Origin of the sequence: Marinobacter algicola DG893, from assembly GCF_000170835.1 — a bacterium.
Taxonomy (GTDB): domain Bacteria; phylum Pseudomonadota; class Gammaproteobacteria; order Pseudomonadales; family Oleiphilaceae; genus Marinobacter; species Marinobacter algicola.
Genome location: NZ_ABCP01000003.1, coordinates 98,755 through 113,400, shown reverse-complemented (window position 1 = coordinate 113,400; position 14,646 = coordinate 98,755). Strand labels below are relative to the sequence as shown.

5 protein-coding genes are annotated in these 14,646 nt (G+C 56.6%); all 5 read left to right on the top strand.

The genetic code is table 11. The features are described from left to right. The first annotated feature begins 22 nt into the window (after positions 1 to 22). The 5 genes from MDG893_RS04520 to MDG893_RS04500 are packed head-to-tail and all read left to right on the top strand — an operon-like array spanning position 23 to position 14,624. Positions 23 to 6,706: a type I polyketide synthase gene (locus tag MDG893_RS04520; protein ID WP_007152543.1), complete on the top strand. Its 6,684-nt coding sequence runs from the start codon at positions 23 to 25 to the stop codon at positions 6,704 to 6,706. Next, on the top strand, positions 6,703 to 11,208 hold the full coding sequence (locus MDG893_RS04515; RefSeq protein WP_007152542.1) for a non-ribosomal peptide synthetase: 4,506 nt from the start codon (positions 6,703 to 6,705) through the stop codon (positions 11,206 to 11,208). The genes MDG893_RS04520 and MDG893_RS04515 overlap by 4 nt, the downstream gene beginning before the upstream one ends. A gap of 16 nt (positions 11,209 to 11,224) precedes the next feature. After that, on the top strand, positions 11,225 to 11,968 hold the full coding sequence (locus MDG893_RS04510) for an alpha/beta hydrolase family protein (protein WP_007152541.1): 744 nt from the start codon (positions 11,225 to 11,227) through the stop codon (positions 11,966 to 11,968). Continuing rightward, on the top strand, positions 11,965 to 12,813 hold the full coding sequence (locus MDG893_RS04505) for a serine aminopeptidase domain-containing protein (protein ID WP_007152540.1): 849 nt from the start codon (positions 11,965 to 11,967) through the stop codon (positions 12,811 to 12,813). The genes MDG893_RS04510 and MDG893_RS04505 overlap by 4 nt, the downstream gene beginning before the upstream one ends. Then, on the top strand, positions 12,810 to 14,624 hold the full coding sequence (locus tag MDG893_RS04500; RefSeq protein ID WP_007152539.1) for a CocE/NonD family hydrolase: 1,815 nt from the start codon (positions 12,810 to 12,812) through the stop codon (positions 14,622 to 14,624). Before MDG893_RS04505 ends, MDG893_RS04500 begins: the two co-directional genes overlap by 4 nt. The last annotated feature ends 22 nt before the right edge of the window (positions 14,625 to 14,646 follow it).

Genomic DNA, 14,646 nt, shown 5'->3' with positions numbered 1-14,646 from the left:
TTGTCAAACAGGATGTTTTGTCATGACCGCCAGCAGTTGCCAGCAAACCGTCATTTTCCGATTCATTGAAGTTGCTCAGAACTACCCCGGCCACACTGCCGTTACCTGGCAAGACAATCACACCTGGAACGAACTCACCTATACCGAATTATTCGACAAAGCCCAGGCAATTGCCAGCTGCCTGGCAAAATCAGGCGTAAAAGAAGGCTTCCCGGTTATACTTCCGTCCGAAAGACATCCGGACTTATGCGCCAACTTACTGGGCATACTTCTTTGTGGTGCTCACTATGTATTTATTGACGCCAATTACCCAAAAGAACGTCAACATTTCATCGCCAAATCTGTTTCTGCAAAGTTTGGAATAGATGCTCCCGGAAGTCATTTACTTAAACATCTTGATATTTCATGGGTAAATACAGCCGATTCCTTACAAAGTGATGTGAAAATACCGGTTATTTCTGAAAATGGTGAGCGGCCAGCGTACGTCATGTTTACCTCAGGCTCGACGGGAGAGCCCAAAGGGGTGGTAATTCCCGACCGCGCAATACTTCGACTGGTCACCAATACTGATTTCATATCGTTTTCATCGGACCAGACGTTCCTGCAGTTATCAGCGCTGAGTTTTGATGCTTCCACGCTGGAACTCTGGGGGCCGTTGCTCAATGGTGGAACCTGTGTACTGCATCCGGAGACCGACGTACTCACACCCCATCGCATCAGGGACGTTATCCTGGAGCGTGGTGTCAGCACCTTATGGCTTACCGCCTCCCTGTTTAACACATTCATCGCGGAATACCCGGACTACCTCAAGCCTATTAAACAGCTACTGACAGGGGGCGAAGCGCTTTCCGTACCACACGTGAAAAAAGCGCTTGAATACCTGCCCGGAACCGCCCTGTTCAACGGGTATGGCCCTACTGAGAACACGACGTTTACCACTGTGTTCCCGATACCCAGGAAACTGCAGGACGACATCAAACGCATTCCCATCGGGTTTCCTATCCCTGGTACCCAATGCGCTCTTGTGGATGACGAACTGAACCTGGTCGAAGGTCCGAATCAGAGCGGTGAGCTTGTCGCCTTTGGCGATGGCCTTGCACTGGGTTATCTGAACAGACCGGAACTGACTGCGGAGAAGTTCGTTCAGGTGACAACCGACGATGGCCAGGTTCGAACCGCTTACAGGACCGGCGACCTGGCACAACTTAATGAAGACGGTAGCTACGATTATCTCGGCAGGATCGATAAGCAGGTCAAAATTGACGGGCATCGCATCGAGCCGGGCGAGATCGAGTATCAGTTAAACAGCCTTGATTATGTCACCGAGGCCCGGGTCGTTGTCCGTATCGGACCGCAGGGGCAAAAACGCCTTGCCGCCTATCTGGTGGCGGAATCAGACGTCGGCACTCATTCCCTCCGACAGGCACTGGGCGAGGTTTTCCCGGCCTATATGATTCCTCACTTTATTATCCAGGTGGCTGAATTGCCGAAGAATAAAAACGGCAAACTGGATGAGGCACGCCTGCCGGACCCATACGCTACGGCCAAGAAAGGTGCCCCACAGACCTCCCGATTAACCAGGGATCGCATCCGGGAAAGCTGGAGCGCCATACTGAACCGCCCCGTCGATGATACCGACAACTTCATGGACGCCGGTGGCACCTCCCTGGAAGCCCTGAAACTGGCAACTCTGCTGGAACGCACCTTTGACATTGAGCTCAGCGCCACGTTTGTATTCGAGTACCCAACCATCCAGCAGCAGGCGTCGTTCTTCGCCACGCGTTCCGGTGCCGGCGAAACCGAGGCCTCTGACCGGCGGGGCGGCAGGAATATCAATGAGTTCGCCATCATCGGAATGGCATGCCGCTTCCCGGGCGCCAACAATCTGGATGAATACTGGCAGAATCTACTTGCGGGCAAGGAAACCGTCAGTTTCTTTACCGATGACGAGCTGAGCCCCGACGTCAACGCGGAAGAACGCTCCAACCCGGCCTATGTTAAAGCCAAGGGTATTGTTGACGGCTATGATCGTTTTGATGCCAAGTTCTTTGGCATCTCACCGATCGAAGCCCGGGTGATGGACCCCCAACAGCGCATCCTGCTCGAACTAAGCTGGCATGCCCTTGAAGATGCGAACATTCCTCCGGGTGACACCCACTACCGTACCGGTGTCTTCGCCGGTATGAACTGGGCCCGCTATTACCAGCAGTATGTTCTCCCGAACAAGGAAGTGATCGACAGCTATGGCGTGCTCAACTGTGGCCTGGCCAATGAACCGGACCTGCTGAGTACCCGCATCTCCTACAAGCTCAACCTGAAAGGCCCCAGCATCAACGTCTTTACAGCGTGCTCTACCGGCCTCGTCGCAGTGGCGCAGGCCTGTGAGGCCATCGACAACGGCCAGTGCGAACAGGCCATTGCCGCCGGCGTTTCCATCTCCACGCCGGTCAAGCGTGGATACGCCTACCAAGAAGGCAGCATGCTCTCAAAAGACGGCCATTGCAGACCCTTTGACCAGGACGCCACCGGCACTACATTCAACGACGGCGCCGGCGCCATCATCCTGAAACGCCGTGATCTGGCAGAGCGGGATGGCGACACCATCTACGCCGTCATCAAAGGCTACGCGGTGAATAACGACGGCGAGCAGAAAGCCAGCTTCACTGCCCCCAGCGTCGCCGGCCAGGTGGCCGTCTATAAGGATGCCCTCGCGCGGGCCGACATCGAACCTTCCTCCGTCGGCTTCATTGAAACCCACGGCACAGCGACGCCCCTCGGCGACCCCATTGAGGTGCTGTCACTGAGGCGCTGTTATTCTTCGGACGATGCCCGTGACAAAACCTGTGCGATTGGTTCGGTCAAATCCAACATCGGGCACGCCATCCACGCCGCCGGCCTGGCCAGCCTGATTAAATCCACCCTGGCCGTCCGTGATAACAAGATACCACCCACGCTTTTCTTCCAGACCGCAAACCCCAAGTTGGAGCTGGAAAAATCCCATTTTTATGTCAATACAGCGGTAGAAGCCTGGAAACTGCCCTCTCCCCGCAGAGCGGCGGTTACCTCCCTGGGTGTTGGCGGTACCAATGCCCACGTGATCCTGGAGGAATACATTCCCAGCAAGTCGCCGGAGCGGACACAAGAGACCAATCCCGAGCTCCACTTCCCGATACTGCTATCGGCCAAGAGCAAGCCGTCACTGGAACGACAGATTGCCCGGTATGGCGACTATTTCAGTAGCAGGGAGGACATCTCGCTGCCAAACGTGTCCCATACCTCCATCCACGGTCGCAAGCATTTTGATCACAGGGCAATCGTTTTCGGCCGGGACCTGCCTTCCGCGTTGGCGAATCTCAGCCAAGGTGCGTCCTTTGCCAGAGGGCAGTCCAGTACAAATCCGAATCAGGGTATCGGCTTCATGTTCTCGGGCCAGGGCACCCAGGCCAGGGATATGGGCAAATGGCTGTATGAGAACGCCTCGTCCTACCGGGAGACCTTCGATCGCGGTTGCGAGATTGTACTGAAGACCAGTGGTGTGGATGTTCGCGGTATTCTGTATGCCAAGGGCGACCAGAACGCCGATGAAAGCCTGGTAAACCAGACATCGTTCGTGCAACCGGCCCTGTTCCTGCTCGAATTCGGACTGGCGAACTACCTGAAGGAACGCGGTGTAAGCCCCTCGTTTCTGATCGGGCACAGCATTGGCGAATTCGCCGCCGCTGCCCTCGCCGGCATCTTCAGTTTTGAGGATGCCGTGGCGCTCGTTGCCACCCGGGGCGCCCTCATGCAAAGCATGCCGCCCGGAAAAATGCTCATTGTGCGGTCAAACCCGGACGACATCGAAGATCTGGTTGGCCAACGGGCCGAAGTGGCGGCGGTGAATGCGCCCGGCCTTATGGTGCTCTCCGGCGAGCAAGAGGCGATCAAAGCCATCTCCGCCGAACTGTCCGAGCGGAAGATCGCCAGTACCATCCTGCAGACCAGCCATGCATTCCACTCGTCGATGATGGACCCCATCGTTCCCGAGTTCGAAGCGTTCGTGTCCACGATCCAGAGGCAGGCGCCCTCGATTCCCATCTATTCAACCATGACTGGCGCATTGCTGACGGATGAGGAGGCGATGTCGGCCCGGTACTGGTCGCAACAGCTCAGAAACCCGGTGCTGTTTTCCAGTGCCTTGCAAGCTCTCAGTCTCAGCCATGAAAACGACGGCGAACGCATCAGTCTTGTGGAGGTCGGGCCCGGTAATACGTTGGTCAATCTGGCGAGTAGCCACAGGGAACTTGAAGGGATCCGGGCCTACCCTGCTCTCACCAACAAAGGCACCGACGAGAAGGCGGAAAATGACATCTATCGCTGCATCGGGCAGTTGTGGGTCGATGGGCACAGCCTGGACTGGGAACAATACTTTGAAGGCCTGGCGGTTGGCAAAGAACGGCTACCAGGCTACGCATTTGCGGAAGACTCATTCTGGCTTGGCCCGGTCAACAACAGCGCCGCAAACATGACCAACAGCATCGCCCCTTCAACGGCGGCAGCTTCGCAACTCAATCATCTGGCTAATCCGGCAATCCCGGTTACACAGGACGTTAAAATGGACTCAAAACAGCATTCCGAAAAGATCCAGGCCGATGTCATGGCCATTATTGAAGACGTGTCAGGGTATGAACTGGGCGACGCGGACCCAGCCTCACACTTCAGTGAGGTCGGTCTGGATTCGTTGCTGCTCACCCAGGTCGCGACCGCGCTGGAGCGGCAGTTCAAACTCGGGATCACGTTCAGGCATCTCGTGGAGGAATACACGTCCCTTGAGTTGATTTCGGAGTTTATTGCTTCCCAGGTTGAACCCGAAGTTGTCACCCAGGCTGCACCACCGACACAGGAGGCAACTGGTCAGCCAGCCAGTGCTAGCCAGGCATCCATGCCCACCGGTGTCGATTTTAGTGCCGTGATGTCAGCCTCAAGTGGCAATATCCAGGATATCGTGAACGCTCAATTGCAGATTATGCAGATGCAACTCCAGGCCCTTGGAAGACAGGGTGTTTCACCGGCACAGGGCGTTCCGCAAACGCAACAGGCAGCCGTTTCCTCGCCATCCCCAGCAGCTGCTACGAATAAGGAACGGACAAGCGCCAACGAGAGCTCCGACGACGCGCCCAGCAAACCGGCCCACACACCCGGCACCCGTATCACCCGGGAGAAAACCAATACCGAAATCACCTCGGCTCAGCGGGAGTGGATCGACCGGTTGATGACGAAATACCAGGAAAAATACGCAGGGTCCAAGAGCTATACCCAGAAGCACAGGAAACACCTGGCCGATCCTAGGAGTGTTTCCGGCTTCAACCCGGGCTGGAAAGAAGTCATTTTCCCGATTGTCACGGTGGAGTCGAAAGGATCGAAACTCTGGGATATCGATGGCAACGAACTTATTGATACCTCCAACGGTTTCGGCCCCATCCTGTTTGGCCACTCACCGGACTTCATCTCGAACGCCGCCAAGGCCCAGATCGACCGAGGCGTGGAAACCGGCCCGCAATCCCCGCTCGCGGGCGAAGTGGCCGAACTCTTCTGTGAACTGACTGGCAATGAACGGTGCACCTTTGCCTGTACCGGCTCCGAGGCGAACGTCGGCGCCCTCCGAGTCGCCCGCACCGTCACCGGCCGCACCAAGGTGGTTGCCTTTGAAGGCTCCTACCACGGTATACACGATGAAGTGGTCATGCGCGTCGGCAAGGACCACAAGGCCCTGCCCGCCGCGCCTGGGGTACCCAGGGAAGCGACCTCGAACATGATTCTTCTGCCCTGGGGTGAACAGAGCAGCCTGGACGAAATCCGCAAACTGGGTGATGAACTGGCCGCCGTATTGGTGGAACCGGTACAAAGCAGGAAACCCCAATTCCATAGCCAGGAATACATCAGCGAGATCCGCAAGATTACCGAAGAAAATGGCGTGGCGATGATCCTGGACGAAGTTGTAACCGGCTTCCGCGTGGGCCCTGGCGGTATTCGCAAACGCTTTAACATCGATGCCGACATGATGACCTACGGCAAGGTTGTCGGGGGCGGCTACCCTATTGGCATTATCGCAGGCAAGGCCAAATATCTGGACGCGATGGATGGCGGCTACTGGGAATTTGGTGACGACTCCATTCCGGAACAGGGTGTGACCTTCTTCGCCGGTACATTTGTCCGGCATCCGCTGGCTCTTGCGGTTGCCAAGGCAGTACTCACGAAGATCAAGGAAGATGGCGATTCGATTTACCCGGCGCTGGAAGAGAAAACCACTGCCATGGCCAGGGAAGCCAAATCCTTTATCGAACAGTTGAAGTCCAATGTCAGCTTCGAGGAGTTTGCCTCACTGTTCTACATTTCCGTTCCCCCGACATCTCACTGGGGGCACCTCCTGTTTCTGTCGATGACGCTCGACGGCATCCACATCCAGCAGTACCGACCGAACTTCCTCACAACCCAGCACTCCGCCGAGGATGTGAAAAAAATACTGCAGGCGTTCAAGTCTGCGCTGGCAAACCTCATCGTCAACGGCCTGCTCGAAGGCGACCAGGTGGCAGCCAAGAAATATCTCAGCGGCAATGGCAGTATTCCCGCGGGCGCCAGACTGGGTAAGAATGAGAACGGCGAGCCCGCCTACTTCATTGAAGACCCGGACAACAAAGGTGCATACGTGGAGGTGGGTCGGCCATGAGTTCCGCCAGCTTCAATCCGTTCGCCGGTGGTGAACTGTTGCGGGTTGCCCCCGCAACAGGACCACAAAGGGAGATCATCGCCTCTGCCCAGATCAGTGACGTTGCCAATACGGCGTTTAATGAGGCCGTATCCGTCAAACTGTCAGGCAACCTCGACATCGATTTGCTCCGCCAATGCTTCGATGGCCTGATTGCCAAACACGACATCCTGAGAGCGACGTTTTCCAGGAACGGCACGGAAATCTGCCTGCATGACACCTCTACGTTCAGACTGGAGGTGGAAGACATCAGTGACGGTACCCCGAGCGAACAGGAAGCCGCCATTAAAGACCTTTGGAAGAACATCGCCATCTCCCCCATGAACCTGGAAGAAGGCCCGCTCCTGTTCGCATGGCTGATGAAGCTCGACAGCAACACCCACGAACTGGTTTTGGCCGCCCATCATATTGTCTGTGACGGCTGGTCCATCGGGCTGATGCTGACCGAGCTGGCCGAATCCTATGGCACTCAGCGCGCGCAATCCGTCGACAGCGGGGCGGATATCTCCTTCTTCGATTACGCGGAGATGGTGGATTCCAAAGAGATCAGCAACATCGACAACGATTACTGGATCAATCGCTTTGCCGAGGTGCCGCCGAACCTGGATCTGCCCCTGGATTACCCGCGGCCCCATTTTCGAACCTTCGAAGCAACCCGGCTGGATTACCGGATAGACCCGGAACTGGCCAAGCGACTGCCCAAAGCCGCAGCCGCCATGAAAGTCAGCATGGTGAATATGGTGTTGGCGGGGTATTTCGTGCTGCTGCATCGCCTGACGTCCAGCGACGATATGGTGGTGGGGCTTCCCGTTGCGGGCCAGGCCACACAGAACCGCCTCAAACAGGTTGGCCACATGGTGCACCTGCTGCCAATCCGCACACAACTGACACCGGATACCCGGTTTTCTGAGCTGTGCAAGCAGGTCAAATCCGAAGTACTCAATGCCACCGAGCATTCAAACTTCACGTTCGGCAAGCTCATTGAAGCCATCAACGTTGACCGAACCCGTGTTCCGCTGATCAACACCATTTTCAACATTGACCAGCCCCTGGAAACCATCCGGTTTGGCGATATTGAAGGCAAAGTCAGGACCGTGCCCCGTGCCGCGGAAAACTTCGAGATGTTCCTGAACATCCTGCCCTCGTCCGACAGCCTGACCATCGAGGCTACTTATTCCACGGCGCTATTCAGCGAGGCCACCATCGTGTCCTGGCTGCAAGCCCTGGAAAAGGTCCTGTCGTCCGCCACGACGGATGCAGAGGTGGCTGTAGGCAGCATTGCCCTGGCAGAACAGGAACCAAACGTGGTTCAGCGCGCCAACGACACCCAGCGCGACATGACCCATGGCACAGTCATCGAAGCCCTTCAGCACCATGTCTCCACCACGCCGGATGCCGTGGCCTGCGAGTTTGGCGACCGTCGCTGGACTTACCAGGAGCTTGAAGAACGCAGTAATGCTGTGGCCGCCATCCTTGCCAGCCAGGGTATCGCCGCAAGCAATACGGTGGCGGTATGTGTCGAGCGCTCAGACGCTGCCCTGGCCGCGATTATCGGTATCCTCAAGCTGGGGGCGATTTACCTTCCCCTGGACCCGGATTTTCCGGAAGCCCGCTTGCAGCACATGATTGAAGACTCCGAGGCCTCCGCCGTTATCGTCGATCCACAAACACCAGCGGCGATCGCTGGCCTGGACCTGGTCAAAGTCGATATCAACGAGGCGGTTAACCAGAATGCGGCTGCTTCGTCGTCCCTGCCACCGGTCAATATCGCCCCGGAGCAAACGGCCTACATCATCTACACCTCCGGTTCCACCGGCAAACCCAAGGGTGTGCTGGTCCCTCACCGGGCATTGATCAACTTCCTCGAGAGCATGGCCGAGAAACCAGGCTGCGTGGCCACGGACCGCTTGCTCGCGGTGACCACCTTCTCCTTCGATATCTCCTTCCTGGAGCTTTTGCTACCCCTGACCCAGGGTGCTACCACCGTGATTGCCGACAAGGACAGCGTGAAGGACGGTGAGAAACTGCGCCAACTGATTCTCGACCACCAGATCTCCATCATGCAGGCCACCCCGGCAACCTGGCGCATACTGCTGGATACGGACTGGCGGCAGGATGGCGTAAGGATGAGGGGGCTCTGCGGCGGTGAACCACTGCCCCAGGATCTGGTGCGGGATCTGCTCGGATGCCTGGACGAACTGTGGAATATGTACGGCCCCACCGAAACCACCGTCTGGTCCACCTGCCACCGATTGCGCCTGACCGACAGACTGATCTCCATCGGTCAGCCCATCGGCAATACCCAGGTGCATATTCTTGATCGGGAATGTAATCCGTTGCCTCTTTCCTGCCCGGGCGAGCTGTACATCGGCGGCCTTGGGCTGGCAACGGGTTACCACAATCGGCCCGAGCTCACTGCGGAAAAATACGTTGACCACCCAACCCACGGCCGACTGTACGCCACCGGTGACCTCGCCAAGTGGGACCCGGACGGCAACCTCCAGCATCTGGGCCGAATGGATGACCAGGTGAAGGTGCGCGGCTATCGTATTGAGCTGGGTGATATCGAATCCGCCCTCGTCACCTGCCCGGACGTCAAGTCCGCCTGTGCGTATGTCTGGGAGCTGTCGCCGGGCGACGCTCGCATCGTTGGCTGTGTGGTTTCCGAATCCGGGAACGAACCCAATGTGGTAAACATCCGCAAGGAACTGCGGAAGGTGTTACCGGCGTATATGATTCCCCAGTACATCATCGCCATCGAGGCCGTTCCCCTGAGCCCCAGCGGTAAGATGGACCGGCGCCGCCTGCCCAAACCTGAGCTTCGCGAGTCCAGTATCCTCAAGGCCTCCGCGTTGGCGAACCAGACCGAAGAGATGATTGCCGATGTCTGGTCCGACGTACTCAACTCCAAGTCACGGATTGTGCGCGAGGACAACTTCTTTAGCTTGGGGGGTCACTCATTGCTCGCCCTGCAGGCCATTCGCAGGATAGAGAGCCAGACCGGCATCAAACTGACGCCGGAGGACATTGTTGGGCTCAGTCTCAGTGAAATTGCCGAGAAAGTCTCTCACAGCAAGCCAGCCTCCACCGAACACGAAGACTCACCGGCGGAACTGCCCACGGCACAGAGGCGCTTGTTGAGCCACGAACAGACACGGATGCTTGTACGCCAGTTGTCCTACCCGGATAACGTCTGCAACAACCTGCCCGCATCCTGGTTCCTCGAAGGCGATTTGAAGATCGACATCTTCACTCGCAGCCTTGCGAAAGTGTTCGAGCGCCAGACCGCGTTGCGAACGGTCATAACCCAGGTGGACAGCCGTTACCAGCAAGGCATCCTGCCGCTGAAACAGGCTCCCGTGCTCGATGTTGTTGATCTGACCGGCGAGGACAATCCCGAGGAAGTGGCGTTGAAACACTCCCGGGACCTGGCGTTCAAACCCTTCAAGGTGCTCGACCGACCGCTGTTCCGCTCCACGCTGTTTATACTGGGCGGTTCTCGTTATCACTACGTATTCGTACCTCACCAACTGATCTTCGATGGCTGGTCATTCGATATCTTCCTCAAGGAACTGGAGGACGCTTATCTGGTACTGAGCAATACAGAACGGGAAAAGCCCAACAAGCTGGCCTTCGAATTTCGGGATTATGCTGAGTGGTCCATTGAAAAAGGTGCGTCAACTGAGGATGTTGATTACCACAGGGCCAAACTCACCCACATCCTGGAACCCGAGGCCCTGACAAGCGCAAACAAGGCCAAGCCCAACCAATGTGCCCGGGAGACTCTTGAGTTCCCGGAAGCCAATCTTGCAACGGTGGAAAAAATAGGCAGTGAGCTCGGGCTCAAACTTCACGAAGTCCTGTTTTGTCTGTTCGCCGAGACCATCTCCCGGGCGCACAAAGACAACAACATTGTGCTGGGCGTGCCTACCTCCGGTCGTCAACGCGCCGACGTGATCAACCTGATTGGCAGCTTTGTAACGACCATCCCCTGTTTACTTCAGGCGCCATCCGCAAGCTTCAGGGAACGCATTGCCAGCCTGGGCAGCCAACTCAGGGAAACACTGGATCACCAAGCCGTGACCTACGCCGATATCGTCAGGAATACGCCTGCCGAAAGAAAGCTGTTTCCGGAGTTTGTCCAGGCCAGCTTTGCCTTTCAGGACATTCGCAACCGGCCCACCTCCATCGCCGACCTCGCGCTCAGGCAACTGGACCTGCCCCGCCTGAACACCGAGTACGCCGTGGAGTTCTGGGTGCGCATCCAGCCCGGCGGTTTCATTGGCGTGTTTGACTACAACGAGGCATCGATTGGCGCAGAGACGGTGCAATCGTTGAAGGAAACGTTTGCCGGGCTTGTCGCGGATCTGGAAAGACTTATAAATGATGCGCCTTCTGTGCCAAGCCGAACAGTAGCACCGGTCGCCAGGAAGCCATTCTGGAGAAAGCTGTTTCAGTCATGACGGGAAGTAACGGGCAATGATAGAACCTTTTTTCTTTGATGACAGCCGCCTGTTTGGCTGTTACTCGTCTGCGATGGACCCAAACGCAGAAAAAGTCGTGGTTGTGTGCCCACCGCTCTTTGACGAATACCGGCGCACCTACCGCGCCTTGTCGGAATTGTCCGTGGCCATTTCTGAACGTGGTAATCATGCGTTTCGCTTCGACTACTACGGAACAGCTGAATCCCAGGGACTGTTGTCAGAGGCAACGACAGAAGGCTGGTTGTCCGATATAGAGAAAGCGATTGATGAAGCCATCGCGGTCTCCGGAGCCAACCATGTGGTGTTACTGGGCGTTCGGTTCGGTGCAACACTGGCGGCACAGATTAACCATGCTTCCGTAAAGGACTTCCTGTTCTGGGACCCAGTGCTGTCCGGCGAACGCTACGTTGAGTGGCTGAATGAGATCGACGCCATCCTGCGCCAGCGGCACCAATCAGCGGCACGCGAGAACAATGTTCCCTTCGAGAATATAGAGTACAGGAATTTCGACCTTCCCCCAGAGCTGGTAACCGGCATGCGCGAACTGGCTATTCCCGAAAGTACCTTGAATAACCCCGGCCTGTGCTTCACCGTCTCGACCGATCCGGAATTTTGCCCGAACTCCGGGCTAAGCAACTGCGCCTATCCCGGCCTCAGCTACGATTGGCCATATTACCATGACGGCGTAATCACCCAGAAGCCGGTACTCGAGGCTTTGCTGGATAGGGTGTTCGTATGATCAAGGAACGGATATTCACCTATGGCGAACACCAGCATGGCATTGGTGTTCTCTCCGAACCTGAAGACACCTTCAACAGCCCCATCGCGGTATTGCTGAATGCCGGCCTGTCACACCGGGCGGAGCCCTACCGACTGAATGTGCTGCTCGGCCGGCAACTCGCGGAACTGGGTTATATTGCATTGCGGGTGGACCTCTCTGGCAAGGGCGACTCCCCAGCCCGCGAGACCATGACAAATCGGGAATCCGTGGCCCTCGACTGGTCATTTATGAAGAAGTCCCTGGAAAAACTCTATGGTTCCAGGCCGCTGCTGATCTTCGGTTTGTGTTCCGGCGCCGACAACGGCATCAAACTCTGCGCCCAGGATCCATCCATCAAGGGGCTCATCCTGCTGGACCCGGTGTCCCGTCAGGACGCTGGTTTCGCGAAACGCGAACTGCTCCGGAAGCTGACCAACCCAAACAAGTGGTTGAATATCCACAAGGTTGTCTCTCGCAGACTCAAACAGAATACCAGCGGGGAAAGCTCTCTACTGAATTCCCCCATGGACCTCCGGGATGAGCCCAACGACAACGATATGGACCAGTGCTTCGAGAGCCTGGTGGAGAAAGACGGCCGGGTATTGGCCGTGTTCACCAGCCAGACGCTCTATCACTACAACAAACTTGGTCAGTTCACCTCTGCCATGGGCATCAACGGCCTTGAACCCATTATTGAGGAAGTCTTCTGGCCCAATGCCAAGCACATCTTCTCCATCGAAGTGCATCGGCAACGCCTGATTGGCACCATTGCAGACTGGGCCAATAAACACCTGGATCACCTGAAGACCCTGCAACCGGAATGAAAGTATTCCTGATCACCAGTTCTCTGATCCTGATCGCCATCCTTGCCGTGCTTGGCTACCGGGCAGATGACGTAAAGCTTTGGCTGGGCGATATCACCCTGCCCATGCGAGAAAACATGCAAAGGGCCCGCAACGTCATGGTTCCCATGCGCGACGGTGTTCGGCTCGCCACCGATGTATACCGGCCGCTTGGTGACGAGCGCCGTCCGGTCATCTATATCCGCACCACCTATGGCGGTATCGAATTCAGCACCGTCCGGCATTTCGTCAAACATAATTACGCCGTAATCGTGCAACATGTCCGTGGCCGGTTTTATTCGGAGGGTCGCTACAAGAGCCCCTACTGGACTGCAAAACAGGACGGCTACGACACCATCGACTGGTTGGTCGAGCAACCCTGGTCGACCGACAAAATCGGCACGTTTGGCTGTTCGTACCTGGGTGAAAGCCAGATCATACTCGCCGCCGCCAACCATCCGAATCACATTGCCATGATTGCATCCGGCGCTGGCGGTGCCGCCGGCAAGGTCAAGGACACGTTTGGCTATTTCGGTGTGTTCGAAAACGGCGTGTTGAATCTGGCGTCTTCGCTGGGATGGTTCACCGCTGAGGGCGCAAAGGATTTCAAGGTAACGCCACGGCCCGACGATTACGAAGAGCGAATGCGTAGCTATATGGATTACCTGCCGGTTTCAGGGATTGCGGACAAGATCGTTCCCTACGACACCGGCTTCGACGACCTGATCAGCCATTCCCCGACAGACACCTGGTGGGACGACGAGGGGTACACCCATCCGGACGATGAGTTTTCGGTAGCCACACTGCATATCAACGATTGGTTCGACCAAACGGCGCACAATACCTTCAAACTCGCCGACCACATGGCGGAAAACGCCCGCCACCCCCGCGCAAAGTCCCAGCCAGTATTGATTGCACCGGGCGTACATTGCGGCGCGGGAAAGCTGAAGCCAGGTGAAGTCACCATTGGTGAGATGTCGTTTGAATACGCTGGCAAGGATTTCGGACAGACCTACATTGATTGGTTCGATCACTGGCTGAAAGACAAACCAACGGACCTGCCGCCAACGTTTGAGTATTACTCCATACACTCCGGGGTATGGAATACTTCCAAGCAATGGCCACCCGCATCCACCAGCAATCAACGCTTCTATTTCATGCCCGACAGTCGTCTTGCGCAAGAGCCCGACCTGAACGGCAACCCCGAACAGAGTGGCGGGGTATATGACGAGTTCACCTACGATCCACTGGACCCCGTTCCCACCCTGGGCGGACCAATTTGCTGCACCTACCGGCCGGAAGATAAACCCGGGCCGCTCGACCAGAGGCCACTGAAATCACGTCAGGATGTATTGGTCTATTCGAGTGAGCCACTGGAGCAGGACATGGAGCTGGTCGGCAATGCCAACGTTGTTCTCTATGTTTCCACCAGCGCCCCGGATACGGATTTTACCGTCAAGATGGTCGACCAGTACCCGGATGGCAGGGCCTTCAACCTGCAGGATGGCGTCGTCCGCCTTCGTTATCGGAACGGTATCGAGAACCCCAGCTCCGTTAAACCGGGTCGCATCTACCGGGTTGAACTGGAAATGAGACCCATAGCCTATCGCTTCCGGAAAGGGCACCGGCTCGAGTTCCACATCTCGAGCAGCAACTTCCCACGCCTGGCACGGAACCTTAACACCGGTAAAGACGAATACAGCGATTCGGAGACGTTTGTCGCCACCAACAGGGTGTACTTCGGTGGAGACACTCCATCTTCCGTGGCGTTACCTATAAAAACATCGGAATAGACTCACTGGCGCAATCCGTTGC